Source organism: Neobacillus sp. SRL179 (assembly GCF_984799095.1).
On sequence record NZ_OZ481792.1, the window covers coordinates 2,281,997 to 2,307,961 of the forward strand.

The 25,965-nt window shown below is 35.6% G+C and carries 29 protein-coding genes; 21 read left to right on the forward strand and 8 right to left on the reverse strand.

Annotated elements, in window-relative coordinates; translation table 11 throughout:
* The first annotated feature begins 203 nt into the window (after nt 1-203).
* The 8 genes from AC4E8C_RS11315 to AC4E8C_RS11350 all read left to right on the forward strand — a co-directional run bounded on the left by AC4E8C_RS11315 (nt 204) and on the right by AC4E8C_RS11350 (nt 7,421).
* Nucleotides 204-563, forward strand: coding sequence for a winged helix-turn-helix transcriptional regulator (locus AC4E8C_RS11315; protein ID WP_490212201.1), 360 nt, complete (start codon nt 204-206; stop codon nt 561-563).
* A 521-nt stretch (nt 564-1,084) separates the two neighbouring features.
* On the forward strand, nt 1,085-1,510 hold the full coding sequence (locus tag AC4E8C_RS11320) for a MarR family winged helix-turn-helix transcriptional regulator (RefSeq protein ID WP_490212202.1): 426 nt from the start codon (nt 1,085-1,087) through the stop codon (nt 1,508-1,510).
* Between the two features lie 217 nt (nt 1,511-1,727).
* Nucleotides 1,728-3,071, forward strand: a complete 1,344-nt coding sequence (locus AC4E8C_RS11325) for an NtaA/DmoA family FMN-dependent monooxygenase (RefSeq protein WP_490212203.1) — start codon at nt 1,728-1,730, stop codon at nt 3,069-3,071.
* A 94-nt stretch (nt 3,072-3,165) separates the two neighbouring features.
* Nucleotides 3,166-4,602, forward strand: coding sequence for a DHA2 family efflux MFS transporter permease subunit (locus tag AC4E8C_RS11330; protein ID WP_490212204.1), 1,437 nt, complete (start codon nt 3,166-3,168; stop codon nt 4,600-4,602).
* Nucleotides 4,603-4,688: 86 nt separating this feature from the next.
* The gene (locus AC4E8C_RS11335; RefSeq protein WP_490212205.1) at nt 4,689-4,952 is read left to right on the forward strand and encodes a hypothetical protein; all 264 of its coding nucleotides are present in this window, start codon (nt 4,689-4,691) and stop codon (nt 4,950-4,952) included.
* A 417-nt stretch (nt 4,953-5,369) separates the two neighbouring features.
* Nucleotides 5,370-5,855: a hypothetical protein gene (locus AC4E8C_RS11340; RefSeq protein WP_490212206.1), complete on the forward strand. Its 486-nt coding sequence runs from the start codon at nt 5,370-5,372 to the stop codon at nt 5,853-5,855.
* A 158-nt stretch (nt 5,856-6,013) separates the two neighbouring features.
* Complete coding sequence (locus AC4E8C_RS11345) at nt 6,014-6,493, forward strand: ankyrin repeat domain-containing protein (RefSeq protein ID WP_490212207.1); 480 nt, start codon at nt 6,014-6,016, stop codon at nt 6,491-6,493.
* A gap of 139 nt (nt 6,494-6,632) precedes the next feature.
* Complete coding sequence (locus AC4E8C_RS11350; RefSeq protein ID WP_490212208.1) at nt 6,633-7,421, forward strand: hypothetical protein; 789 nt, start codon at nt 6,633-6,635, stop codon at nt 7,419-7,421.
* 546 nt (nt 7,422-7,967) lie between these two features.
* Here the strand turns inward: AC4E8C_RS11350 and AC4E8C_RS11355 are convergent.
* The 5 genes from AC4E8C_RS11355 to AC4E8C_RS11375 form a co-directional block, all read right to left on the reverse strand.
* Nucleotides 7,968-9,269: an MFS transporter gene (locus tag AC4E8C_RS11355; protein ID WP_490212209.1), complete on the reverse strand. Its 1,302-nt coding sequence runs from the start codon at nt 9,267-9,269 to the stop codon at nt 7,968-7,970.
* A gap of 16 nt (nt 9,270-9,285) precedes the next feature.
* A complete protein-coding gene (locus AC4E8C_RS11360) occupies nt 9,286-9,903 on the reverse strand; it encodes a flavodoxin (protein WP_490212210.1) in 618 nt (205 codons plus the stop codon).
* Between the two features lie 150 nt (nt 9,904-10,053).
* Nucleotides 10,054-10,677: an NAD(P)H-binding protein gene (locus AC4E8C_RS11365; protein WP_490212211.1), complete on the reverse strand. Its 624-nt coding sequence runs from the start codon at nt 10,675-10,677 to the stop codon at nt 10,054-10,056.
* Nucleotides 10,674-11,540: an aldo/keto reductase gene (locus AC4E8C_RS11370; protein WP_490212212.1), complete on the reverse strand. Its 867-nt coding sequence runs from the start codon at nt 11,538-11,540 to the stop codon at nt 10,674-10,676. The genes AC4E8C_RS11365 and AC4E8C_RS11370 overlap by 4 nt, the downstream gene beginning before the upstream one ends.
* Before the next feature lie 76 nt (nt 11,541-11,616).
* A complete protein-coding gene (locus AC4E8C_RS11375) occupies nt 11,617-12,036 on the reverse strand; it encodes a MerR family transcriptional regulator (protein ID WP_490212213.1) in 420 nt (139 codons plus the stop codon).
* Between the two features lie 558 nt (nt 12,037-12,594).
* Between AC4E8C_RS11375 and AC4E8C_RS11380 the strand changes: the two genes are divergently transcribed.
* The 8 genes from AC4E8C_RS11380 (at nt 12,595) to AC4E8C_RS11415 (ending at nt 17,446) form a co-directional block, all read left to right on the forward strand.
* Nucleotides 12,595-12,723, forward strand: a complete 129-nt coding sequence (locus tag AC4E8C_RS11380) for a hypothetical protein (RefSeq protein WP_490212214.1) — start codon at nt 12,595-12,597, stop codon at nt 12,721-12,723.
* Between the two features lie 14 nt (nt 12,724-12,737).
* A complete protein-coding gene (locus tag AC4E8C_RS11385; RefSeq protein ID WP_490212215.1) occupies nt 12,738-13,004 on the forward strand; it encodes a hypothetical protein in 267 nt (88 codons plus the stop codon).
* Between the two features lie 165 nt (nt 13,005-13,169).
* On the forward strand, nt 13,170-13,874 hold the full coding sequence (locus tag AC4E8C_RS11390; protein ID WP_490212216.1) for an SAM-dependent methyltransferase: 705 nt from the start codon (nt 13,170-13,172) through the stop codon (nt 13,872-13,874).
* Between the two features lie 156 nt (nt 13,875-14,030).
* A complete protein-coding gene (locus AC4E8C_RS11395) occupies nt 14,031-14,591 on the forward strand; it encodes a hypothetical protein (RefSeq protein WP_490212217.1) in 561 nt (186 codons plus the stop codon).
* A gap of 209 nt (nt 14,592-14,800) precedes the next feature.
* Entirely contained in the window at nt 14,801-15,064 is a 264-nt protein-coding gene (locus tag AC4E8C_RS11400; protein WP_490212218.1) for a hypothetical protein, read from the forward strand.
* Between the two features lie 462 nt (nt 15,065-15,526).
* Nucleotides 15,527-16,117: a molybdopterin-dependent oxidoreductase gene (locus tag AC4E8C_RS11405; protein ID WP_490212530.1), complete on the forward strand. Its 591-nt coding sequence runs from the start codon at nt 15,527-15,529 to the stop codon at nt 16,115-16,117.
* 444 nt (nt 16,118-16,561) lie between these two features.
* Nucleotides 16,562-16,837, forward strand: a complete 276-nt coding sequence (locus AC4E8C_RS11410; protein ID WP_490212219.1) for a hypothetical protein — start codon at nt 16,562-16,564, stop codon at nt 16,835-16,837.
* A gap of 144 nt (nt 16,838-16,981) precedes the next feature.
* Nucleotides 16,982-17,446, forward strand: coding sequence for a GNAT family N-acetyltransferase (locus AC4E8C_RS11415; RefSeq protein WP_490212220.1), 465 nt, complete (start codon nt 16,982-16,984; stop codon nt 17,444-17,446).
* 262 nt (nt 17,447-17,708) lie between these two features.
* Here AC4E8C_RS11415 and AC4E8C_RS11420 read toward each other — a convergent pair whose 3' ends face one another.
* Together AC4E8C_RS11420 and AC4E8C_RS11425 are read right to left on the reverse strand one after the other, a co-directional pair.
* Nucleotides 17,709-19,142, reverse strand: a complete 1,434-nt coding sequence (locus tag AC4E8C_RS11420; protein ID WP_490212221.1) for an MFS transporter — start codon at nt 19,140-19,142, stop codon at nt 17,709-17,711.
* A gap of 317 nt (nt 19,143-19,459) precedes the next feature.
* Nucleotides 19,460-20,239, reverse strand: coding sequence for an MBL fold metallo-hydrolase (locus AC4E8C_RS11425; protein ID WP_490212222.1), 780 nt, complete (start codon nt 20,237-20,239; stop codon nt 19,460-19,462).
* A gap of 130 nt (nt 20,240-20,369) precedes the next feature.
* Here AC4E8C_RS11425 and AC4E8C_RS11430 point away from each other — a divergent pair, with 130 nt between their 5' ends.
* From AC4E8C_RS11430 to AC4E8C_RS11450, 5 genes are all read left to right on the forward strand, one after another.
* Nucleotides 20,370-20,780: an Lrp/AsnC family transcriptional regulator gene (locus AC4E8C_RS11430; RefSeq protein WP_490212223.1), complete on the forward strand. Its 411-nt coding sequence runs from the start codon at nt 20,370-20,372 to the stop codon at nt 20,778-20,780.
* 480 nt (nt 20,781-21,260) lie between these two features.
* Complete coding sequence (locus AC4E8C_RS11435; RefSeq protein ID WP_490212224.1) at nt 21,261-22,250, forward strand: DNA/RNA non-specific endonuclease; 990 nt, start codon at nt 21,261-21,263, stop codon at nt 22,248-22,250.
* Between the two features lie 237 nt (nt 22,251-22,487).
* Nucleotides 22,488-22,961 (forward strand): putative periplasmic lipoprotein, encoded by a 474-nt coding sequence (locus AC4E8C_RS11440; RefSeq protein ID WP_490212225.1) that lies wholly within the window; start codon nt 22,488-22,490, stop codon nt 22,959-22,961.
* Between the two features lie 1,059 nt (nt 22,962-24,020).
* Nucleotides 24,021-24,212, forward strand: coding sequence for a hypothetical protein (locus AC4E8C_RS11445; protein WP_490212226.1), 192 nt, complete (start codon nt 24,021-24,023; stop codon nt 24,210-24,212).
* Nucleotides 24,213-24,399: 187 nt separating this feature from the next.
* Nucleotides 24,400-25,155, forward strand: coding sequence for a DUF4261 domain-containing protein (locus AC4E8C_RS11450; protein ID WP_490212227.1), 756 nt, complete (start codon nt 24,400-24,402; stop codon nt 25,153-25,155).
* 318 nt (nt 25,156-25,473) lie between these two features.
* Here AC4E8C_RS11450 and AC4E8C_RS11455 read toward each other — a convergent pair whose 3' ends face one another.
* Nucleotides 25,474-25,884 (reverse strand): hypothetical protein, encoded by a 411-nt coding sequence (locus tag AC4E8C_RS11455; protein ID WP_490212228.1) that lies wholly within the window; start codon nt 25,882-25,884, stop codon nt 25,474-25,476.
* Between the last annotated feature and the right edge of the window lie 81 nt (nt 25,885-25,965).

Genomic DNA, 25,965 nt, shown 5'->3' on the forward strand with positions numbered 1-25,965 from the left:
TGTTCCTCCTAAAGAATTTTTATATAAAAGAATTAATCTTCTTAAAGTTACACGATCATATGTTTATCAAACGGTATAAAAGCGTATTGAATATTTTTGTTACATATACTAGAATAAAATCATTTCTCATCTTTTTGAAGTAGGCAATAAAAATTGACGTAGTACATTTTTTTGTACTTAACAGTAGAAAGCAGGTGAAGCAGGTGTCTAGAATATGTAAGGATGGATTTGATAAAGAGTGTATAAAGGAACAAAGAGAATTTTTTGGCATTGCTTATACCCAAAATATCCTCTCCGGACGTTGGAAATATGTAATTCTATGGTATTTAAAGACCAAAGAGCGTCGTTATAGTGAAATTAAAGCTTTTTTATGGGATATTTCACAAGGGTCTCTTACAAAGCAACTTCGAGAACTGGAAACAGATGGTTTAATTAATCGCAAAGTTTTTCCAGAGGTTCCTCCTCGTGTAGAGTATTCACTAACCCCAAAAGGGGAAGAATTAATCCCTATTATTGATTTGATGGAAGAGTACGGGAAGAAGTTTGGGGAGCAGGTAGACTAATCAAAGCGCTCACATTCATCTTTTACCGTTTATCCCAATATTCAAAAACTAAATGGTGTAAATTATAGTTGTGGGAGGAGAGATTGTTCTAACCACAGTTTTTTCTTTTACAATAAAAGTTTGTGAAGAAATGGACTTTAAGGTAACCGGGTAAGAGTTAAAGATCCGAAGCTGTCATTGTGGCAGCTTTTTTTGTACTAACTAAGCTATAAGTACAAAAAATGTACTAAGGCAATATTTATTGCCCTCTTTAAAAAAATGAAAATTGGTTTTATTCTAGTTCATGTAACAAAATTACTCAATTAGGTAAAACGGGGTAATAAACAGAATCTGGACTTTTCAGTGTAAAACAGCTGATGGGGATCAAGGGTTCCCATCTTATTGTTGGATATATACTTTTGACCGCCGTTCTTGATAAATTCAGCCCGATAAAATGTGAGGAGGTTCCTTAAGTTGACAAGTAAATTTTCACCATGATATAGTTAGCCTGCTAAATAAAATTTAGTAGTGGGGGCATACCTATGAACAATAAGGTTGATTGCGAAATTCGTGAGTCGTTAGATAAAATTTCATTTCAAATGCGTCGAGATTATAATGAAAGTCTAAGAGAACTTAATCTTTATGTAGGTCAAGATAATTTACTCTCTCGTTTGTGGTTAGGCGATGGGGTAACACAAATGCAACTCTGTGAACATTTAAAATGCGAACCACCTACTGTAACAAATATGGTTAAATCATTGGAGCAAAACGGATTTATATATCGTAAACGTGATGAACATGATGCAAGGGTTATGCGAATTTATCTAACCGATAAAGGCAAAGAATTACAGAAACCGGTTGAGTTTAAATGGAAACAGCAGCAAGAAAAATTACTCCATTCAATTTTACCGGAAGAACGCTTAATCTTAAGGGAACTTATGAAGCGAATGGAGAGAAACTTGTTTTAAGTTTTCTCTATGTGATATTTAGCATGCTAAATAAATTATAACCTTCTTTAGCAAGGAACTCCTCTCTTGAAGCGGGGAACCTGGGTAACCACCGAAAAATTAGTTAGCAGGCTAAGTATAATTTGGTTTTCTTCGATTTACTGAAATGTGTAGAAAAAAATTTACTTCATACTCTTTTGTTACATGAAGCCTATTTAAAATAAAGGAGAAGAGATACATGAAAAAAAGAAAAGAGATGCAACTAGCACTACAAATGATTTCTGGTTACGGAGCCGAATTCAGCGCCTGGAGAATGCCTGGTACCGACCCAGCAGCCTACACAAATACAGATAGTTATGTGGAGCGGGCTAAACTAGCTGAAAAAGGAAAATTTCAAATGATCTTTATCGCTGATACTCCAGCATTAACCGTTGACTTAGGTCCTCAGACCCCTATGTTCCCTATGGACCCTATGTTAGCACTAATGGCAGTAGCTAGAGAAACGCAACATATTGGTCTTGTTGCTACCCTATCCACGACATTCAATTATCCATATAACATAGCACGTCAATTCAAAGCACTAGATGTTATAAGTCATGGACGTGTGGGATGGAATGCGGTCACCACATCGGAGCCACTAGCTGCAGCAAATTTTGGTGCACAGATTGCCAGTCGCAAAGAACGATATGACATGGCTCATGAATCCATACAAATTGTTCAAGCATTGTGGGGGAGCTGGGAATCACACGCCTGGACGTTAGATGTAGAAGGTGGAAAATTTGCAGACATGGACAAAATTCAGCCTATCAATCTTAAAGGGCAGTATTATGCATCTCGTGGTCCTTTGCCAATCCCCCCTTCTGAGCAAGGTCAGCCAGTAATCTTTCAAGCAGGCGGAGGAAATGAAGGATTGGAATTGGCGGGCATGTACGCATCTGGTGTTTATGCAAATCCTTATGATATAGGATCTGCTCGTGAACATAGGCAAGCGCTTCGACAAAGTGCAGCTCGTTTTGGGCGAAATCCTGATAACATCAAGATGTATGCTGGTTTTATGTTTTCCATAGGTTCAACTGAAGAAGAAGGTTTAGAACGACGAAGACAGCTAATGAGTTTTAATCCTGAAGAGATTCCAAGTAGGGTAAGGTACCTTGGTTCCATGGTTGGTTTACCACTATCGGTGAATTCGGTAGATATTGATCAACCTTTATCAGCTGACTTGTTGAAAAAGGCATATGCCAACCCAATGGATCCACGTTCCCACAGAGCTTTAGAGTTGCTGAAAAAAGGGATATCCATTCGAGATGTTCTAGCGCATGGGGTCATAAACTATCATCCAGTAGTTGCAGGCACCCCCGTTCAAGTTGCCGACTTCTTGGAAGAATGGTTTTTGGCTGGTGCATGTGACGGCTTCTCGGTTGTTCCGGATATAGCCTATGATGGAGTTGCTGATTTTGTGGACCTGGTTGTCCCAATTTTGCAGGAGCGCGGTTTGTTCCACAGGGAATATGAAGGAAAAACACTACGCGAAAATATGGGAGTTCCTTATCAATACGGAAGGCTGAGATATGAAAATAATTAATGGAGAAGACAGCCCTTCATGCTTGAGTATTTAAACAAACAAGGATTCGCAAAAAATAAACTATTAATTAAATCGATTACAGGGAGATATAGAGATGAGACAATACAATACGCGAGCCATATTGGCATCGCTGCTTATCTGCGGTTTTGTTGGCATGTTTAGCGAGACCGCTCTAAACATAGCAATGACTAATTTAATGGAAGTATTCCACATTTCAGCTGCAACCGCACAGTGGTTAACAACCGGGTTCCTGCTGACTCTTGGCATTTTAATGCCAATGAGCGGGTTGCTGCTGCAGATGTTTACGATGAGGCAGATGTTCACAGGTTCACTAATTAGCTTAATCGTAGGTACATTGATTGCAGCACTCGGTTTCAATTTTGAAATGTTGATGTTCGCTAGAGTTTTACAGGCAATAGGCATGGGATTGTTGCTTCCTCTCATGTTCAATACCATTCTTGTCATATATCCGCCGGAAAAGCGGGGGGCGGCGATGGGTTTCGTAGGACTTGTTATCATGTTTGCGCCAGCAACTGGACCGACCATCGGCGGTCTATTAATAGAGTATTTAACATGGCATTATATTTTCTGGTTCTCGCTGCCACTTTTGATTATTGGGTTGTTGATAGGGCTAAAGTATTTGGAAAATGTCACTGATGTCACAAAGCCTGGGGTGGATCTACTATCCGTCGTATTGTCAACGATCGGCTTTGGAGGAGTTGTCTTTGGCTTCAGTAAGGCAGGCGAAGGATCTGAAGGTTGGAGCAGTGCAATCGTGGTTACTTCAATCGTCGTTGGACTCATCGCGCTGGTGCTTTTCATACTGCGGCAGAACGTCATGCGCGATCCGATGATGAATCTGAGCGTTTTCAAATATCCCATGTACGTCGTTGGGCTGCTTTTGGTACTGTCGTGTATGTTAATCATTATGTCGAGCATGATTATCCTGCCGATGTTTCTACAAACTGGTACAGGACTGTCTGTGTTCACTACCGGACTCATGCTTTTACCGGGCAGCGCGCTGAACGGTATCCTCTCCCCGCGTATGGGGCGCTTGTTTGATAGATATGGACCGAAATGGCTTGTTATTCCCGGTCTCGTGATCGTTTCAGTCACGTTATGGTTCTTTACTACCCTATCTCCAGCTTCTACAGTGGGCTTCATCGTGGCTTTGCATATGGGGCTCATGGTTGGGGTAGGCATGATATGGATGCCTGCTCAAACGAACGGTCTAAATCAATTGCCGCCGGAGTTATACCCGCACGGCACGGCAGTCATGAACACACTGCAGCAGGTCGTGGGGGCGATTGGAACAGCGGTCGCAATCAGTATCCTTACTGGTGGTATGGAGAAATACTTGCACGGCTCCTCCGATCCGACCAAGCTGACGGAAATAGCAAACGCGATGACGGCAGGTTCACAAAGCGTGTTCTGGTTCACGATGACTATAGCATTAATTGGCTTGGTCATGGCACTCTTCATCCGCCGCGTCGTAGTCATCAACCACAAAGTGATGAATTCACCACATTGATGTTTTGTCAGCGAATCCCTTGTCGGTACCTATTAAGAACGTTCACACTAAATGGACGGAAAAATGGGGTGTCGGTTTGAAATTTTATGATCTGGTATCATCCGGATATGCTCATTGTGAAGAACTTTCTTAAACAAGCGGGGGCATTGATCCACGAAGGATTAATGCTCTTTTTTTGTTTAGTTAAAGGGAGGCATTCCTGTAACAAAGAAAAGTTTGTGAAACAATGTACTTACGCTACCGGGGGCGATTCTTCTATAACGAAGGATCGCTTTTTCTTTATTGAAGTAACGGGCAGGTTAGAGCGATTAGACAAAATGTTATGGGAACTTTGCATACTTGAATACTGAATAACCAATATGCAAACAATATACATAATAATTAAACTAAAAGGTAGTGTTAGTACGAAATTAAAAACATTATATCATATGGCATTTAACCCTATTTACTATGGAACAAAGGAAGGTATTAAGATAGCTTTATTGTTGGGTACTTTCGGATTAATTAACCCTTATAAGAAGGCGCGTAAAAAATGAGCTTCTTAATCGTTCAAAATATAAAACCAAAGAGAAGAAGAAGGTTGTGTGAGATACAATCCCAACATCTATATTTGCTTTTGAGTAGGGACAAATAATTGTTTCTTCTTTTAACTAACGGGGGCCATTCTTCAATAACGAAGTATCGCCTTTTTCCTTCTTGAAGTAACGGGCAGGTTAGTTCAATAAAGTATGGTATAATTAACCAAAAAGAAGAGGTTAGAAAATAAAATGTATACCGTTGATAAAAGAGATAAAGTTTTGCCCTTAAGTAATGTTCCACAATCATCTGTAGGTGCCCCGTGTCCATTAGTATTATCAGATGAACATACAACCGTAGTTGCTTATTATATACAAGAAGATGAAATTGACTTTAAAAGTAATATTGACCCCCTTGCAATAATCACATTTAGATTCTGCAAATCAACAATGTTTGGACCTCCTAATGATGAGGCTTTCAAAGGTCATCCGCTATCCTCAAGAGGCTTAGAACCATATTCAGCATTTATAGTAAAGGATTCTTCTTGGTTAAGGACATTAATCAAAATGAATGAAGTTCATCCTTATCACAATTTAAAATTGTTCGAAGGATATAAGCACTTTGTTTTGTCTTTTCACGATTCTACATTCGAATGTATTGCACAAGATTTTGAAGTTGAAATAGTAGTCGAGACCTTTTCTAATGCAATTGGTTTAATGAAGGAAAAACTTAAGTAGATCATTCTTGTTCAACTAATGTGGGCAAGAGTGAAAGATGGGGTTGCTGCGGCGATCCCCTTTTTGTTATTGAACTATCGGAGCAGGTTACTTGAAGAAGGAAACCGATAGTGACGAGGAGAAATATTATTTACAGTGTAAAAAAATGGAGGAAAAATATGCCTACTGAAAAAGCGGATGTTTTTACTTTGGCGAGATTTGGGGATTTTGAATCATTTAAGAAGAAATTCATTTTAGATGAAATTAACAAAAAAGATGAGAACGGGTCAGGTTTATTACACTATTCTATTGCTGGAGAAAATCTTGATATATCGTTGTTCCTAATAAAAAACGGAATTGATGTTAATATGACAGCAGAAGATGGTCGTACAGCGTTACATTCAATTTGTGAAAGACCTAATTTGGATATAGCACGAGAAATTCTTAAACGTGGCGGAGATACAAACATTAGAGACAAATACGGTAATAATGCACTTTGGACAGCAGTTTTTAACTGTAAAGGCAGATATTACGATATTGTTGAACTTTTTATGCAGTACAATTCAGATTCAACAACAAAAAATAATGCAGGAAGGTCGCCCTTAGACTTTGCAAAGCAGGTAGGAAATGCAAAATTGATTGGAATTTTAGAAAAATAATCTTGTTGCACTAACGGGGGCTTATGTTAAACACGGGATGGCTGCAGCGATCCCCTTTTCTTATTGTGCTAATTGGCAGGTTTGTTCAATAGGAATATCGAATTTATATAAACATACTCTTTTGATTGGAGGGATAATAATGCTTGATAAAATAAATAAATTCTTTGAGAAAAATAAGCTTATTTATAGTCGTTCCCCTTTAGTAATTGAGTCAGAAATTGAAGGATTCATTTATGGTGAAATCACTGACCACTTTGATTTCGATGCCGAAGATGGTTGTACGTTTGGGGATGGCTTCGTTCAAGCTCCTGACGGTACTAGAGCAGGAATTATTTGGGAGTTCTCAGATGAGCCATATTTATCTATTTGTATTGAACCCGAAAAAAATAGATGGGGAGTATATAATGTCGGGTTCGTTAAACCAATTACAACTGTTGAGGATATAGTATACAATTTTAAAACTATTTTTCCGCTGATTAAGGAAGCTTACAACAACGCAAAGTCAGGAAAAAAGCAGGAAATATTACTTAATGAAAAAATCGATGAACAAGGGTTAGTACGAATAATCCATAGCTTTTACAAGCAAGATTGCTATATCTATGCGATTATCCCAGAATATGAAAAACAATTATTAAATCAGCTTTCAAATGACTTTATAATTTTAAATAAACTCCCATTACCCCGTGTTTTTCCAAGAGAAATGGGTTATTTAGGTTATGCAAAAGACAGTCAAAAACGATATATTTACGAATTTTATTTACGGTCTACTACAATAGATTATTTGATTTTTTCCGAGACTGATGTATCAGAACATTTAAGTAAATTAACCAAAAAGAATATGGACATTTACAAAATGTTTCGATTAAATAAGGTTCCTCATATAACCATTGGTCCCGATGGCCAATGGCTAAATTTAGTTGAGTATTGAGTGGTTTCTTCTTCAACTAGTGGGTACCATTGGCTAACGTTGATGTTCGCTGCGGTGGTCATTTTTTCTTGTTGAATTAACTGGCAGGTTAGTTGAGCAATGGTCATTAGCTTTTTTCAACAATCGGGCCATATTGTTGAATAACACCTAGATATCTAGGTAGGAGTTTAGGTGAGTTTGTGAAACTTTGTACTTAAAGTAACTGAGCAGATTAGCTTAATAAGAAGTATACTTTTGCTCAAACTTTGTTCTAAAGCTACAACTGGAAGGTTAATAAGAATTATCCATATAATAACCAATATGTTAACATTATGTTGTTTAGATTATGAATAAGGTTTGAGAAGAGGGGGTACTAATGTTAGGCGGGACCTATTGGAGTGAAATATTAGTTCATCTTTTTGTCATATGGCTAATAGTTTTAATCACTGTATATTTATTTGTCAATGTCAAAGATTTTTAAAAAATAAATCCCTGCCAAGATAAAGATAGACAGGGATTTATTTTGTTTATCATTAAATTAATCATTTTTGCTCTGTTCAGAAGTAATCAATATTTCTTTTCATTCACAAAAATAGCAACCACCAGTATAGAAGCGAGTGTAAATAACGTCATTAACCAGATTTCAATAGAAAAATCATTAGTAGCCGAGACAATTAAAGATAAGCCGATTGGCCCGCCAATTTGATGCATGGTATTTGTAACGCCGCTCGCAATACCAGCCAGTTCAGTTGGCGCTTCATGAACGCCTGCTGAGGTGACCGGTGCTAAAATCAGTCCTTGCCCCAAACCTAGTATTACCATAGGAATGAGAATAGTACGCCAATAACCATTGGCTGGGTTAGAGAAAGCAAGTAAAATTAACCCAGCCACTAATATTATCTCACCAACAAGTAAAACTTTGCTATTTCCAAATTTAGCGGTTAATCGTGGTAATTGCATGGCTATGATAAAATTGACGATAGTCAGAGGTAAAAATGCCAGACCCGATTGTAAGGCCGAAAAGCCATATTGACTCTGCATCATTTGCGGTAAAAAGAACCAAAATGGCAACATTGCCATCATAAATAAAAGCCGTGCAGCATATGCACCGGATCGTATCTTATTTTTAAAGAGTGATAATGGCAAAATGGGATGTGGAACGTTTCGTTCCCAGAAAATGAATAAGCCTAAGATAATCATACCGGCAATGACGAATATACTTTTACTTTCTGTAAATCCATATATGATACCAATTAATCCTATGATTGATAATAAACTACCTAGATAATCAATTCTTTCTTTTCGTCGTTCTGAATTTTCTACGTACCTTAATGTTAAGAAAAACAGAAGAAGAGTGAATGGTATATTTATCAGGAAACCAGCTCGCCAAGAAATCAAGCTAGTCAACCCACCGCCAACTAATAAACCGACACTCGAACCAATTCCTGCTGTTGCGCCATAATAAGAAATAGCACGCTGTCTCATATTGTTCTGATACGCATCCATGATTAATGCGAGGGTTGTAGGTGCAATAATCGAGCTGCCAAACCCTTGAATGGCACGCATAGCAATCACCATCTCAGCTGTTGTTGATAGACCAATGATTAGTGAACTGATCCCAAAAATGAGAAGCCCAAACAAAAAAATACGTTTTCTTCCCAGCAAATCAGAAAGCCGTCCACTTAGAAGTAAGAAGCCTCCGAACGTGAGCGTATACGCACTTGATACCCATGAAAGTGCTGCGGCAGATAAGCCCAGGCTTTCTCCTATCTGTACTGAGCTGGTAAAAATGATTGAGTTATCCATTAATATCAAAAAGTAGGATAGTAATGTAATCGGTAAGATGATTCCAAATTTTTCTTTATTCAACTTTTCTAACTTCTTTCTATTTCTTTAATTGTTTAATTCTTTCTAGCCAAGTATCTATTTCCTTTGATACCTCAGCTTTATTTTTACCTTTAATTGCAAGCATGATACCGTTAGTTTCTTCTCCGCCCTTTACAATATATCCTTCTAGAATTTTCGCTCCTTTAGCACCAGCATTTATCTGACTAAAGGTTGAACCAGAACCGTAACCGCCATTCGTGTTAAATGGAATCACCGTTTTCCCCTCAAAATTATAACTATCTAAAAATGAAACTACCGCTTGAGGCAAAGCCATGTTCCATGTGGGCGCTCCGATAAAAATACGATCATAGTTCTCAAAATTAGTAATGATTGTTTTTAATTCTGGTAGGGTAGCACTCTCTTGTTCTTGCGCATTTTGTTCTACTTCCATTCTGTAATCCGTTGGTCTTGACTCTTTTGTTTCAATTTGTACGAGATCTCCACCAACTTTTTCTTGGATAAGTTCAGCAACTGCCTTAGTATTCCCCGTCCTTGAATAATAGACAATCAATGTTTTTGAATTTTTTATGGTTGCTCCTTCCTTTTCATTCTGATTTATTGTTTTTGGTAGAATAATGAAACCAACGATAATGACGCATATAACTGTTATTAGCAAGAAAATAGCATTCTTCTTAATTATCTAAATCTCCACCTTTGTACAGTACTTTTCATCCATAAAAAGGCTGTGACATAGTACAAATAATGGACTATGTCACAGTTTATTCTATTCATTCTGCTGATTGATTTACATCATACACCGATTAAATCAATAAAAATCAGGTTTTGATTTATTTTCTGATCCAGGTTCCCATAAGCCGATACTTGCTCGGATATCGTTTCGTTTGCCTGTAATATTATCGATAACAAATTGAGCAATTGCATGTCTAGTAATTTGAACGCCTAAAAATGGTTCTCCTTTTGGGCTTGCGACATAATCCTTTCGATTGCCATTATATAACCAAGTCATCCGCATATAAGTGTAATCTAAATCACTTGCTTCAAGTGATTCTACTCCGCGGTTATGAGCAACCGATCCGCCCATCATTCGACTATTCCATGTGGCAAAAGGTTCCGCAACTTCGCCGTATACACTTAATACACCTGCTTGAATGATACGCTTAACGCCAATTTTATGCATTGCCTCAATGACTGTTTCTGTAATTTTTTTATTGTCAAAATTCATATAAACAATCTCTTGGTTTTGCATGGCATTCACCAAATCTGATACATTCCCCGCATCACCAGAAATCTTTGTTACATTCGGATAGGGTAGACTAGTTGCATGACGACCAAACAATGTTAGTTTCAGATCAGCTTGTTCTTGTAAAAGTGGTATCAGCACTTCTGGAATTTGACCGCCTGCACCAATGATAAGGATATTTTTCATCATTTTTCTGTGTCCAACATGCGATTCATGAACCATTCAACTTGTTGTGGCGCATCATGATCAAAGAAAGCTGATTCTTTCATATCTAAAGCAGCTATTTTTTCAATATCTTCTTTTGAAAGTTCAAAATTAAAGATATCAATGTTTTCAGCCATTCGTTCTGGACGAACAGATTTAGCCAATGCAACAATTCCTCGTTGCATTAACCAGCGAAGCACGACTTGTCCAACAGTTTTGCCATATTGTTCTCCGATTTCTGCTAATACAGGATTTGTGAATAGATCGTGACGTCCTTCTGCAAATGGAGCCCAAGCTTCTACTTGTACACCATATTTTTCATGCCATTTTTGATCTTCAATTCTCTGATTCCAAGGGTTCACTTCAATTTGATTGATTTGAGGCTTCACTTCATTCAGTCCAACAAATTCAATCATCTTAGCTGATTTGAAATTTGAAATACCAATTGCACGCAATTTACCTGCTTCTTGCGCTGTAACCATGGCTCTCCATGCTCCATAAACATCGCCATAAGGTTGGTGAATAAGATAAAGATCAAGATAGTCTAGCCCCATAGTATCAAGTGAGTGTTCAATCGTCTCAGTTGCTTTAGATTCCGGTGCTTGTAAAATAAACAACTTAGAGGTTACAAAAAGTTCTTCACGTTTAACAAGCCCTTCGTCAATTGCTCGTTTGATACCTTCACCCGTTTCTTTTTCATTTCCATAAATAGAAGCCGTGTCGATCAAACGATATCCTGCTTTGATTGCTTGATAAACTGCTTCAGCTGTTTCATCCAATGGAATTTGGTAAACTCCAAACCCTAATTGTGGTATTTCCACACCATTGTTTAATTTGATTGTTTGCATGTTGTTTTCCTCCTCTAGCTTTGATTATATTACCTATCCTAAACCTTGGAGTTAAGTCCATGGCAAGGAAAAAGTTTTATTTTTTTCGTTCCCACAATTTTTCAACTTTATCAGGTGCCATTACACCTGTCTTGAATTTTGCGAGATGCTCATCATAAGTTTCAATTTTATAAACTAGTAAATCCCTAACTTCCTGCATTACGGCTAACTTTTTATCCAGCTCCTCCAACTGATCAAATAAAATCTGTTTTTGAGCTTCTTCTACATTTTGCGTTTCTCGTAATTGGGCCAACTGGGCAAACTCAATTAAGGATTCAACCGATAATCCGGCATTACGCAAATTTTTAGCTAAATAAATCCAATTCAAATCCTTCGTCGTATAGTCACGATATCCACTTGCATTTCGGTGAACAGGTGGGATAACACCTACTCGTTCATAATATCGGAGTGTATCAACACTTAAATCAAACATCTCAGCTGCTTTTTTGATATTCATCGAATATTCCTCCTTACTTATATAAACTATAATAAACCTTTGAGCTAACTCCAATGCAAGGATACAGTTATAATTAAAACCCTCACTCTTATAAAATTGATTTTGTTATCAATATGACCATTTAGGGAACATTCTTCATAAATAGTTTATCCTTTATAATATTTTATTGAGTTCTTATTGTAGGATTAAAGTGTTCATAAAATCAGTGGTTTTCTTATTCCACAAAGCTAGGTAATAGTTAATTAGTGAATAAGTATTCTTGAAAAAGCGGATACGTTAGTTTAACAAGTGAAAGCATTAAAGATCTTCAACAATCGGGCGCTTTTCTTTAGTAAGAAGGCGTCTTTTTGATATGCCCCTACACATCAAGGGATTAGATTTTGTTAAGGTAAAAAAAGATTGTGAAGATTTTTACTTAAAGTAACGGGGGCTTTAGTGAAATAAAGAGTCGTAGCTGCGGCTCTTTTTTTTGTTCCAATAACGGGTGAGTTGAACAAGGATTTTATTATAGTTTAGCGAATTTTTAATTTATCCTAATCAAAGAGAAGTGATTTGTATATGAAATATCATCAAAGGGATTTCGATGGAGAACTAAAGCAAAAGATTAAAACAATTGAAAAAACATTAAAAGATTATATAGAAGAGTTGTTAAGAGAATATAAAACTGTTTTTGCGAAAAAAAATTAAAATTCGACGCTGGATTGGATAAAGACGGAGATGATCCTTTTCAACCTAGATACCTTTCTACCGTTTCGATTGGAGTTACCGATGAAACAGATGAAAGTGATGAACTTATTGATTTTCATATGATTAGAATTTGGGAATGTGACTGTTATTTCTTAGGATTGCTAATTTCAAAAAACATCCCTGGCAGCAAGATAATTGGCGAACTAATGGATGATTCGGTGGAAGAAATCAAAACGGATTTGAAGGAATACATCGAGGAAATGTTAGTTGATTTAAGTTAATGGTTTTTCAGCTAACGGGTGCTTGAGTTAAAGACTAGAGCTGTCATTAAGGCAGCTTTTTCTCTTTGAGCTACGGAGTTTAGTGTAATAAGATAAGTAAAAAAGGTTATCATACCAATTCAATATGATAATATGAGTGTAATCTTTTAGAAGAGGTGAGTTTAGTTGAGCAGAGTTGAGCAGAGTATAAAGTTAGATTTAGAACGAATTGTTTTTATTGGGAGGACTTTTGAAGAGTATTTTGATATGTTCTCGCTTTCAGAGGAAGAACTGCAAGGAAAGAAAATACTCGATTGTCCAGCAAGTGCTTGTTCATTTACTGCTGTTGGTAACAAATTGGGTTTAGATGTAACAGCTTGCGATATTGCGTATTACCATTCGGGTGAAGACCTAAAAAATAAAGGTCTCCAGGATATTGAACACGCGATGGAACATATGCAAAAAGCCCAAAACAATTATAAATGGGATTATTTCAATGATATAGAAGGTCTTAGAAAACATCGTTTAAGTGCCTTACAAGCTTGTGCTAACGATATGTGGGAATCCAATGAAAGATACGTCCATGTCACTTTACCTTCTTTGCCTTTTAAGAATGCAGAATTTGATCTTCTTCTCTCTGCACATTTTCTATTTATGTATGCAGATAGATTAGATTATCAATTTCACATCGAAACACTAAATGAATTATTGAGGGTTACGAAAGAGGAAGTTCGTATTTTCCCTTTAGTTGATTTAGAGGGAAAAAGATATGAGCATTTAGATAAATTAATAAGTTATCTGGCTGACAATGGCTGTACATTTGAAGAAGTGAATGTACCATATGAATTTCAAACAAATGCTAATTCAATGTTAAAAATAAGAAAAGAATAACAAAAAGGGGTCAACGTAGATGCGTTGGTCCTTTTTTACTACCCATATTGTTGCACTAACGGAGCAGGTTTGTTGTAGAAAAGAATGAATCAGGTTCATACATATTTTTTTATGTTCGGGGAAACTAACCTTAAAACTCGAAATTTTGGGGTGTGTATGAAAAAAAACATTTGTATTATGTTAATTATTTCTTGTGTTTTAGTTTCTTCTAAGATTGGGACAGTGTTTGCAGCTTCAAATAATAAATCTCCAACTTATGAGGAAACCCTTTTTGATATAGGTTTTCAATCGGTTGACGAATCTTTAAAGGCATTTGAACAGCATTATAAACGAAAATTGAGATTACCATTTAGAGTACCACCCGTGGCTTTTACTCATATTTTTGGGAGGTTTAGTGATTTAGATGGTGATTTAAATGATACTCTGGAGGTTATGTTTATAAGTGATAAATCATCCAAAAATCATTATAAAATAAATGTTCGTCCTGCAAAGTATGGAATATCTATAAATAATAGAGATGCAATAAAAACATATAAGCTAGAGGATGGGAACAAGACGACTTATATTGTAACTCGCACGTCTAATCTTCTTATATTTGAAAAAGATAATTGGCAGTATTTGCTGAGTATAGATAAAAGAATTTCGGATAAAGTGACTCCTCAAACTTTAGTTGAAATAGCTAATTCTATTGACTATTCACCTAATAATAAAAAGTAGTTCTTCAATTAAAGCGGACAGTCCTTAAAGTTAGCTGCTTGAACCAGGCATCCTTATAGAAGGAGTGGCTTTCGCGGCAGCTCTTTCTTATTGAACAAACGGGGAGGAAGAGTTTCAGCCTAAATTAAAAGAATTGATTTAACGAGTAATAGACCCGAATATTATCCTTGTGTTAAAATATGGATAATAGGAATAGGAGGGTAATTCAATTGAAATCAATACTTTATGGATTATTCGTAATAGGCGTTGCTTACTTTGGATTGTTTTTATTCAACGGAATTAGTAATGTACTTCTAAATGGGATTTGGGTAGTCCCGTTTATTATGGGGATTGCCGTCTCCTTATATTTCATAATAAGATTTAAAAAAGAAAGAAATGTAACGCTTATATGGTCTTTCGCAGTAATGGCATTAAATGTTGGTTGTTTAGGACTTTTTTGCTTTTCTTATTACTTAGTACATATCATAGCATAAAAAAGAAGAGCTCTTATTATGGTAACTTGTTCTGTTCCCTATCACAAACATTAAAAATATGAATGTAAATTAAATGAGTGTCAATTCGTAAATGACACTCATTTTTTATTGGTTTAAAGCTATTTGTTTTGAAATCACATAAAACTATGTATAGGAAAATTCACCACAAATTGCTTAGAAAGCTATATGATTGGATACAAATGTTAAGATGTAATAAAGTTTGTAAAAAATTACACTTAAAGTAACGGGTGCAAGAGGTTAAGAAGGAACCTAACAGTTGCGGTCCTTTTTCTTATTGAAGTAACGGCAGCATTCCTCGCATACAATTCGTATAATACTAATTAAATTTTAGTGGTTCTCAAATAACGGATTTTCCTACAGTATGCTTTCATTATTTTGAAGGATAATATATAAAGCACTATAATTTAATTAACGTTTAAGATGAAAAAGGGATGGTGTATGATGAAAAAGCAGCTTCCACCTGGCCAATTCGAAACAGAAAAATGGCCAATACTGCACAGAGGGGATGTTCCCCAGTTTAATGAAGTCACATGGAATTTCAGACTTTTTGGAGAGGTGAAGGAAGAAAAGTTCTTATCCTATAAGGAAATCATGGAGCTTCCAAAGACGATATCAAATGTTAACATGCATTGTGTTACCACTTGGTCTAAATTTGATACAACTTTTGAAGGAATTGCACTTAGAGAGTTTTTGAAATTTGTTGAAATTAATGAAGATGTAAAATACATTAAAATTTACGGTTACTCAAATGGGGACAGATTTGGTTATTCTGCAAACCTGCCGCTAGAGCCTTTATTAGGGGAAGATTCTTTGTTTGTATACCGTTGGAAGGATAAAGATCATGATTGGCAAGATATTGATCCAAAACATGGTTATCCACTAAGGTTTATTCCACCAGAAGTATTTTACCTATGGAAAGGCTCAAAGTGGGTATCAGGGATTGGGTTTATGAAAGAAGACGAGGCTGGTTTTTGGGAAGAGCTTGGCTATTCGATGACTGCAAATCCATTTAAGGAAGAGCGGTACCGTTAACACAGGCTGCGAAACAAAAAGGAGGGTGAGAAGTACTTAAACTTTTGATACTTTGCTTCCATTAAAAAGAAAGTCATTTTTTTTGTAACGGTGCAGGTTAATGGAAGAAGAATGGATTCCAGCTAATCCGAATGGAAGAAAGACAAAAACGAAAACAGAAAGAAAAACCGTAGTATTTTTCTCATTGAAGATCCCTTTACCTTGTTAGTAAAGGCTAATAGTTAATTCAAAGTCAACAGTGGACAGAAGTTGAAAGAAATAAACTTATTTTGTTCACAAACGGGTGCGATAATGTGAAATGGGCGATACTTAGAGGATCGCTTTTTTATTCTCTACGGTACAGTTTGGTTGAATAAATTAAATGGGATAAAAAATACACAAGTTATTCGAAAAAAGGTTAAGTAAGGAAGATTTAGCACATCACAGGTAGAAGGAGGAGTTGAAATGAAATTTACTATTCGAATTTTCTTCAGCGAAAACTTTAATAATTCAATATTTGAAAGAGAGCTAAAAAAATCCTTAGAGGAAATTAGTGCATCTGTTACAAGTATTAGTTTTAAGGAATTTGAAGAAAAATACATACATAATAAAAGGAATATTATTGAGGTAAATGTTGAAGTTAAAGGGGAATATATCGATTACAGAACCGTTTTTGGTTGTGTATTTTTAGTATTAGATGAACTTTCTTTAAATTTATCTGGATTAGATATAAAAGAATAATAGGCTTCCCTAAGTGTTTTTGTATTTCTAAATTTCCCCTAATAAAAATTTTGTTTTTTAAGGGCAAAGACTTTCAATCATGCTATGCAGAGCATATTCAAAAGTATCCAACCATGGTAGGTATTGTTCAGCAATTTAGAACTAATGGAGTTTTTGCCAATTGATAGTAGCAAACACAAGGAGTATGTTATTCCTTTTCGTAGAGATTCTTTCTTTGTTAGTTTTGGGACAGATAAAGATTTTGGGGATGATAATCAGTATCTCGATTGGTTGCAACAACAGTCTTCAAAAAACCCTAAAGGCTTTGTTTTAGTTGTTGAAAACAATGTACCAATCGGTCAACTCGAACTAACTATAAAGGAATATGAAGGAAAAGAAATTGGCTATGTCAATCTGTATTACCTTATCCCTGGAAAACGAGGGATGGGTTTAGGTTCCCATTTAAACCACTATGCTATTACATTCTTTAAAAACAATAATGTTAGTGAATACCATCTTCGTGTTTCTCCAACGAATAAACAAGCCATTGCATTTTATGCTAAAAATGGAATGAAGCAGATTAAAACTGAGATGACTGGTAAAGTTGTTAGAATGTCAGGGAAAATTTAAAGATTACAACCTTTTTTAATTAAAAGATTGTGAAGTGTTGTACTTACACTAAAAGGTGCAAGAGTTAAAGAATGGGATAGCTGCGGCGATCCCATTTTCTTATTGTGCTAACGAAACAGTTTAGCTCAATAAGGGGTTCTGTTATTTCACAAAAAAAGCTGACGTATAAAAACGTCAGCCATATTAATTATAGAATCAAGAACAAACAAATCATTACAAAACGATTCTTGGATACAAAAAAGCTCATTACATCATCGTGTGGCTATTTGTTTGATCCTTCTAGTTCTTGTGAACGGACGAACAAAAGTGCCAATACAGCACCTATAAACCCAGCTATACCAGACCATAAAAATGCTTGTTGAAAACCTTCATTTAAAGCGACAATGGGGTCTCCGGCGTCACTAGAGGCAGTTGCCGCCCCAGCAATTGCAACCATGATGGCTAGTCCCAATGCTGAGCCAATCTGGTAAGTAGTGTTATACAACCCAGATGCAAGACCTGACTCTTCTGGTTTAGCATTAGATACTGCAGCAGTGGTAGCTGGCAGATAAGCAAGGGCATTGCCCAGAGCAGCTAATAATAAAGCCAATAGTACACTCGTCCAATAGTTTCCATTAACTGATGTGTTTAGGGAGAACAATAGTCCTGAACTGCCGAGTATAAGGAACCCGACAACCATAGTAATCTTCAATCCGAATTTCTCCATTGCCTTTCCAGCTACGGCAACAACGAATACTGCCATGAGTATTGGTGCAGGTAATAAAGCCATTGCTGCAGAGAAAGGAGCAAATTTCAATACCTGTTGTAAATACAATACAAGGAAATAAATAATCGGAACCCATGCGATTGATAACAAGACGAGCGAAACGTTACCGATAGACAAGTTTCGAGTCTTAAATATACGAAGTGGGACAAGTGGTTCTTTTTTCATAACCTGGATTATAATAAAAATGATAAACAACAAAGTTCCAACGGATAATGACCATACTGTTGATAATGACCCCCAACCACTGTGCTCTGCGTTTGCGACACCATAAACCAATAAAACTAATGCAGTTGTAACGGAGATGGCTCCAGAATAATCAATGCGTCCACTCATACGCTTTCCTTTTTGTAATAGTCTTGGCGACAAAAGCAAAATGATAATACCGATAGGAACATAGATTAACAACGCCCATCTCCAGCTTAAAAATTCTGTAAGGATACCACCGAGAACGATACCGATTGAACCACCTGCTGCCCCTGAGAGTCCCCATAAAGCAAGAGCTTTACTTAGTTCTTTCGGATTCGTAGCAAACAGAATCATGACAATAGAAAGAGCCGCAGGTGCAATCAATGCGGAACCAGCACCTTGAACTGCCCGTGCGATGTTAAGCACTACATCGTCCCAAGCCACTCCTGCAAGAAGGGAAGCCACGGTTAAAATTGAAAATCCCCACATAAAAATGCGACGATGCCCGAATAAATCGCTCAACCTTCCTCCTAATAACAGAAGACCACCAAAGAATATAAGAAAAGCAGTCATTACCCATTGTAAATTTTCTTGTGAATAACCTAGAGTTTCTTTGATAGATGGAAGGGCAACTTGTATAATTGCACTATCCATCATAACCATGAAATTTGCAAAACCTAACAAAGCAAGTGCTTTCCAACGCTTAGGATCTGCTTGTGTAAGTGTCTGTGAACCCGTCGACATAAAACAATCTCCTCCAATTCGCATAGAAATATAGCATACCCTAGTATAGTATACTTTTGCTTAAAAAAATAACTTGAATCTTTCTTCCTTCAGGAAGGGAACAATCATGAACCATACTTTCCCCTGACAACAACACCTTACTATACCCCCCTATAGTATGTCAATGGGTTTTTAAAAATCTCTTTTTTATTTTGAACTACAAATACAAAAGCTCTGATCTATTAATCAGAGCAATTTAATTGATATTAAGAATTTATAAATAAAGGAACATGTTAAGCATGCCGAAGATAAATTAAGAAATCTGGTCGTTTTTACCCTTAAAATGAGTAGGATTCTCCATCATCTGGTATTAAAACATTATCGGAGATTCCTTTTTCATTAATAAATCCTTTTAATTCATCTCTTGATAATGTCCAATGATTAACTGCTTCCATATGAACAGAAATAATTTTTGCATTAGGTGCAGCCTTATAAACTTCATAAATGTCATCTTTATCCATTACCAGAGAACCGCCTACTAGGAATTGATTATCTCCGCCATTTACAACAATAATTTCTGGTTTATTTGTTTCTATTACATCTTGAACAGCATCATACCATACCGTGTCTCCAGCTACATATAAAGTTTTTTCATTTGTATGTTTGAAGACAACGCCACACACTTGACCAGCATGTTGTAAGATTTCGCCTCTGCCATGCTCGCCTTTTGTTTTAATTAATTCTATACCTTCAAAGACAGTATCTTCCTTTAAAACCTCTACATTTTTGAAACCTGCGTTTCGAATGACTGTCGCATCTTCTTCATTTTGGGAAAATAGTTTAATTTCTTTTGGCAACGCTTCTATAGCAGCATTATCCCAATGGTCAGGATGCAGATGAGTGACAATGACAGCATCAATATTAGATATAATATTATCAATGGATGTTGGTAAGCTTACTAAAGGATTATTTTGGTCTTCTCTTGGTGCAGGGGGTAAACCTACTCCAGTTCCAAAAGGAGGAAGACTTCCCTTTTCTGATAACATTGGATCTATTAAGAACTTTTTATCTGCATATTGAACAACAAGCGTAGCGTTTCGAATTAGTTGTATATTCATTTTAAGTAACTCCTTTTCTTTAAAATTAGCTTTGAACAATGTATATTCTATACTATGACCCATTGACCGATACATAGATTAAATAAAGTGTTTTGCTCGTTTTACTTTATTTATGAAAGGAGTTAAAAAAATGTTAGATAACACGGATCGGCTTATTCTAGATGAACTTTCCAAGAATAGTCGGATAACGATGAAAGAGTTAGGTGAGAAAGTCCATTTAACAGGACCAGCTACTTCAGCTAGAGTGGCGAAATTAGAGGACAGCGGGATTATTGAAGGGTACACTCTTAAAGTTAATCAAATAAAAATGGGGTTTCTCGTTCACGCCCTTATACATATTTTTTCAAGAAACACTAATCATCAACCGTATTTGTCGTTCATTAAACAACAAGCTCAATACGTCATTAACAACTACAAAGTCAGTGGAGAAAGTTGTTATCTTCTCGAATGCAAATTTCCATCCAATGAAATATTAGATGAATTTTTGTTGGAATTAAGTAATTATGTGAGTTATAAATTATCAATTGTTATTAATAAATAGTAACTTTGTGAAAAATGTACTTAAACAAACGGGTGCAAGAGTTAAAGAATGGGATGGCTGCGGCGATCCCATTTTCTTATTGTGTTCCCTCAGTTAGATACGATTATCTCTCGAACACTCACTTAGGGTTCCTCCTTAAGGTTTTGATTTAGAGTGGTGTCTATACTCATATCTTACTGAGGGACCTAATTTATTTCAAAGTTGATAATTAGCTTTCTACAGGAATTCTAACTGGCAGTTTAATGGAATAAGAAGTTTTACCAAGAATAGGTTAATAACATTAAGAATTATCATATGGTGAAAATAAATTTAACTTATATAAATTTATTCGTTACTTGAAGTATTTTAGGAGTATAATAGTATTTTGGTATTTCTACAATGACAGATTTTTTTCTTAGCTATTACTTACAAATCCTTCTAAGATTATATTATCTAGATATTGTAAAATAATTCTAATTCAGTTATAAAAAGAGGTGCATTATGCTACAAAAATGGTTTCAAAAATCATGGGGGATTATTTTATTACTCCTTTCACTACTTGTTTTATTTACTGGTTGCACACAACAAAATAATATAGAAACCAAAATAAATAAAACTCAAGAAGTAACCAAAAAGAACGCAGCCACTGTTGAAAGCAAAAAAAGTATACCTGATGATGTAACTAGTCCAAGCGTTCCTGCCACTAGCACACCAACCACAACAAGTGTTAATGGTGATTTTGACTACAGTAAATATACATTAATCGAAGTAGATGGCGGAGATATGTCAGGATATAGAAAGCCGAATGTCAGAGTTGATGTCGGATTTGGCGACAGGGAATATTGGGCCTTTACAAATGAATACGGACAACTAATTCGTGTTGAGGCAAAAAATATAACACTCCAAAATCCGAATACTGAACATGTTTCATCTTCTGGGAGATACTATTCTGATGAAGCGAAGGTTCCCGGCACAGAGAGCCCAACGTTAGATGAAGGGCATGTAATTGCTGATTCACTTGGGGGAGTATCTAACGCATATAACATTACACCTCAAGACAGTATTCTCAATAGGCACGGCGATCAAGCTTATATGGAAAAAGTGATTCGAGATGCAGGAGGTTGTACTGATTTCGTTGCAGTGATTCAATATCCAAATACTCAGACGCAAATTCCAAACCATTATAAATTCACATACAAAATTCAGGGCAGATCCATCACAGATGAATTTGACAATGTAAACCCAGATGAAGTGAACAAAAATTTAGGGAAAACGACAGATACGAGCAGTACGCCAGCGAAAACAGACAATGTACCAGCAAATGAAACGGTAAGTAGTAATGAAGATATTAGTAAGGTGGATACCAATCATAATGGACAAGTTACGATCGCTGAAGCAAAAGCTGCTGGCTTTAAAATGCCAATTACGCGCGATTCATGGCTCTATAAATATATGGACGATCGAGATGGTGACGGACTAGTAGGTGAGTAAAAAAGGCTATATAAACATATAACACAAAAGTGAAGAAAGGCTGCTATTTTCTGCGGCCTTTTTCTTGTTGTACGAACGTAGCAGGTTAGTGGAAGAAGGAGTTTAAAAGGAATATAGATTGCTTGTAAATGCACTTTACTTAAAAGAGCGTTACAAACTATTATTTCGGAATATTGGCTTTTATTAGAGCTAGACTTAAATATTTTTGGTAAAATTGTTAATAAAAGGGGGATTGGATTGAAAAAATTTTATTTGTTAATTTTAATGGTCATTACTCTAGTAGGTTGTCAAACAAATAAAACATCTCAAGCAAATAAAACATTTTTAAAGTATAAAAGTGCTGTTGAATATGGGCTACAAGACGAAGGAATTACCAAAGATGATATCATTGATGAAATTCAGGTTGGTGGGGAACAATTTATTATTTTTTCAAACGCTAATTTAAGTGATTCAATTGCAATTGCAAATATTAATGTAGACAAAAATGGTGCTTTTACTTGGAACCTAGTTGGTTCAAGAGGTGCTTTTGCAATGAGTTCAAATCATAGTATTCCTTCGGTTAAGGATGAAATTCAAACGATATCCAGAAAAAAATTTAATTTTTATCTGGGACCAGATAAAACTAAACTAGCGTTGATGGCAGATATGGATATCGAAGAACTTAAATACGATGGAAAAAGAGAGTTGTATTATATTATTAGGGAAATATAGATTTTTTACGCCCTTTTTTTATGGGAATATCAGCAAGTATTGGGTAATTTGGTTGTATTAAAAAGGCGGTGGTTTTTATTGATTAAAAAGTATTTAGTTTTATATGTCCCAGCGATAATTATTTCAGCCATTCTATATTTTACATTACCTCAACATTTAAAATATCTAATAATAATTCCTCCAGGGATAGCTGGGGTGATTTATAATATTTGGTCAAAAAGACCGATAAGGTAAAATGAATTTATTTTCGTTATTGATAACGGGAGCTTTACTTTAAAAAGAACCGACGAAAGGGGTACAAATGCTTGAAAAAGAGAGTAGACCTTATTATAAAAATTCTTTTAACCATTGGTTTTCTAACACTATTTACACCTTTAGATAAGAATATTTTATATAAAACTACAATCCTGATTTTAGGGTTAATTTATATTTTTTTTATAAAAGACTACCTAATCAAAAAAAATGGACGGACTAAATAAGCTACGCAAAGAGGTCAGCAACCCCGGAGTGGGTATGGGTACGATTAAAAAAGTTGGCTAAAGGATTATTTTATCAGATAAAATAATATTCTTCTTAAACTCTCGGGTGCATTACTGGATCAACGGTAATGCTTTTTTCTTATGAAGTAACGATGCAGGTTAGTTGAACAAGGGATATAGAGGAATTACGTCGAAATAGTAGGTAATGTAGCAAATTGGTGTTTTTTGTAAGTGCGATTTTATCGGAATATATATTTATTTTTTCATCTTAACTGTGTTGGTAGCTGCAATATTATTTTTTATCTCTAAAAACGGACAACGTCCCAATTTACGAAGGGTTAAATTATTTTATGATGCTGAAGATAAAGGTATAGTTATGTACCTCGTTATAACAGTCGTTTCGACTATAGCTTTATTTTGGTTGCTCCAAATAAAATTATAAAAAATGCAATGTAATAAATGAAACTCCTATTTTAGCAACTTGGTTTTTTGTGCTAGTGAAAAAGGATATAGTTAGAAAAACGAAATATTTATCTAATAGAAAATAAACTATGACCTTTTAATAGAATTGAGGTGGAATATGAAGAAAGAATGGATGTGGAGATTGTTGGTTCTTTCTGTTTTTTTTATTATTACTATCTATTATAGTTGGGAACTTTTTTCTACTGATTGGTCATATTCTTTAGGCGGACTTCCTTCCGATATATTGATGTTACTTACTGGTTTATTAGGAATATTTATATACTTTCCAAGGAAAGACAAAGGGAAATAAATTTTTTTATGTTTTTAACAAGAAGGTTTTTAGCTTAAAGTATGTGAAATATTATACTTAAACAAACGGCTTTGCGGAAGACCCGTCTGTCATTCCAGTGAGCTTTTTCTTGTTGAGCTAACGAAGCAGTTTACTTGAAGAAGGATTAATCGATTTATTTTAGGAATTAAATAGGGAGTGTCTTTTTATGGAGAAAACCAAAATTGTAATAGGAATTCCTGGGAATTGGAAGAGCCGAACTGAAATTATTCAAGCCGTTGCTTCGAAAAGTGGAGGATATTTAATGGCGGGGAATATCATTCATAATGCTCAAAAAAGTATAGGATTTCAGGTTGAAGTCTATGAATACGATTCTAATCTTAGTGAATCGTTCAAATATGCTAGTAGGGGATCTATATCGAAAGAAGTTTTAGTTGAATTAGATAACCATACCTATACCCTATATGTGATTACAGATGTAAAGGATATTCAGGATGTTAAAAATGTGGTGGATTTAGGTGTTGGATTACTCGAAGCCGGTGGCATAGCCGTTAAAATAGAGAATTCCGGTTTAGCCCATTCTAAAGAGGATTGGTTAGAACTTCAAAATAACCTTGAATATTTCCCTTTATATACCCATTTTGTAACTTTAATTGGGGAAGGAAATTTATACTATTCTTGTGGTATGCTGGTTTTTGGTCTTCCAGATGTAATTACTTCGTCTCAGTTATCTCCGGAAGACGCTGCTGATCTAATAAATAATTTTAATCTATACAGCTTGGTTGAAAGACCTTCAATTAAAGATGGAGAAACATTTAGCATTGGAAAAGATACAGCTGTAATGAAAATTGCTAAAATGAATGATTCAAGATACGACCAAGATAATTTATCCTATAACCCATATGGATTAATTGAGTTAAGAGAAAAGAAAGAGAAAGGTAAGTTTTGGAACATCTTCAAATGAAAGAAAAGGCTGATGCGGCAGCTCTTTTTCTTGTTCAATTTACTCGACAGTATTCTTGAAGTATAATCTAAAATATGTGAAGAAGTGTGCTTAAACAAACAGGGGCGTTAGTTGGACAAATCATATAAAAAGACCGACTCTATCGGTCTAGTGTGGAACTCCTCAAAAATAGGATAATGATCAAATAACCTGTTTTTTTTATGTTCTACAAAAAAAACGGCTTCCATTTTTGAGTTTAATCCGTTTTAAGCAACATATTAGTGGTAATAAGTACCCCCTTTAAAAAAGCAACCCTATTTATAGAGTTGCTTTTTCCACTCATTGATGATCTCGTCCTTCGAAAATTTTTCTTTCTAATTCCGCGTCAAAAATGGCCTGCCACCTTTTCCCCTCTAGAGAAATCGTCATAAAAACATAAACTTGCCTATTTGGGTGATAACCATCACCGCCGACCCTGGATTTTCCATATTGATCCGCACGAGAAAGAACACTATTAATGTCCTTAAAATAAGTTTTTTCTCGGATATTCAGTTTCGCATTTTTAAATTCAGTATATTGCTTTCTATCAAGCGACATATAAAACGATTCAACGTCCTTAAAACTCTTTGCAGAGTTATCTGGATACTTGCTCCAAGGTTCATCATTTTGTGCTGCCTTTACCATTTGAATATTAAGAGCAAAAATTGTAGTCATCATTGCTAATAAAGCCACTGAAACTATTCTCTTCATTTTAAAAACCTCCTTTTACAAGTAGTTTTCCAAAAAGAGGAATGAATTATTACTCCATCCAGTTAAAAGTCCTTGTTCAAC

Coding starts and splice junctions, on each gene's coding strand:
- AC4E8C_RS11320 (WP_490212202.1), top strand. CDS start 1,085: ATGAACAATAAGGTTGATTGCGAAATTCGTGAGTCGTTAGATAAAATT.
- AC4E8C_RS11325 (WP_490212203.1), top strand. CDS start 1,728: ATGAAAAAAAGAAAAGAGATGCAACTAGCACTACAAATGATTTCTGGT.
- AC4E8C_RS11330 (WP_490212204.1), top strand. CDS start 3,166: ATGAGACAATACAATACGCGAGCCATATTGGCATCGCTGCTTATCTGC.
- AC4E8C_RS11335 (WP_490212205.1), top strand. CDS start 4,689: ATGATCTGGTATCATCCGGATATGCTCATTGTGAAGAACTTTCTTAAA.
- AC4E8C_RS11340 (WP_490212206.1), top strand. CDS start 5,370: ATGTATACCGTTGATAAAAGAGATAAAGTTTTGCCCTTAAGTAATGTT.
- AC4E8C_RS11345 (WP_490212207.1), top strand. CDS start 6,014: ATGCCTACTGAAAAAGCGGATGTTTTTACTTTGGCGAGATTTGGGGAT.
- AC4E8C_RS11350 (WP_490212208.1), top strand. CDS start 6,633: ATGCTTGATAAAATAAATAAATTCTTTGAGAAAAATAAGCTTATTTAT.
- AC4E8C_RS11365 (WP_490212211.1), bottom strand. CDS start 10,677: ATGATGAAAAATATCCTTATCATTGGTGCAGGCGGTCAAATTCCAGAA.
- AC4E8C_RS11370 (WP_490212212.1), bottom strand. CDS start 11,540: ATGCAAACAATCAAATTAAACAATGGTGTGGAAATACCACAATTAGGG.
- AC4E8C_RS11375 (WP_490212213.1), bottom strand. CDS start 12,036: ATGAATATCAAAAAAGCAGCTGAGATGTTTGATTTAAGTGTTGATACA.
- AC4E8C_RS11380 (WP_490212214.1), top strand. CDS start 12,595: ATGAAATATCATCAAAGGGATTTCGATGGAGAACTAAAGCAAAAGATT.
- AC4E8C_RS11395 (WP_490212217.1), top strand. CDS start 14,031: ATGAAAAAAAACATTTGTATTATGTTAATTATTTCTTGTGTTTTAGTT.
- AC4E8C_RS11405 (WP_490212530.1), top strand. CDS start 15,527: ATGAAAAAGCAGCTTCCACCTGGCCAATTCGAAACAGAAAAATGGCCA.
- AC4E8C_RS11410 (WP_490212219.1), top strand. CDS start 16,562: ATGAAATTTACTATTCGAATTTTCTTCAGCGAAAACTTTAATAATTCA.
- AC4E8C_RS11415 (WP_490212220.1), top strand. CDS start 16,982: ATGGAGTTTTTGCCAATTGATAGTAGCAAACACAAGGAGTATGTTATT.
- AC4E8C_RS11420 (WP_490212221.1), bottom strand. CDS start 19,142: ATGTCGACGGGTTCACAGACACTTACACAAGCAGATCCTAAGCGTTGG.
- AC4E8C_RS11425 (WP_490212222.1), bottom strand. CDS start 20,239: ATGAATATACAACTAATTCGAAACGCTACGCTTGTTGTTCAATATGCA.
- AC4E8C_RS11430 (WP_490212223.1), top strand. CDS start 20,370: ATGTTAGATAACACGGATCGGCTTATTCTAGATGAACTTTCCAAGAAT.
- AC4E8C_RS11435 (WP_490212224.1), top strand. CDS start 21,261: ATGCTACAAAAATGGTTTCAAAAATCATGGGGGATTATTTTATTACTC.
- AC4E8C_RS11445 (WP_490212226.1), top strand. CDS start 24,021: ATGAAGAAAGAATGGATGTGGAGATTGTTGGTTCTTTCTGTTTTTTTT.
- AC4E8C_RS11450 (WP_490212227.1), top strand. CDS start 24,400: ATGGAGAAAACCAAAATTGTAATAGGAATTCCTGGGAATTGGAAGAGC.
- AC4E8C_RS11455 (WP_490212228.1), bottom strand. CDS start 25,884: ATGAAGAGAATAGTTTCAGTGGCTTTATTAGCAATGATGACTACAATT.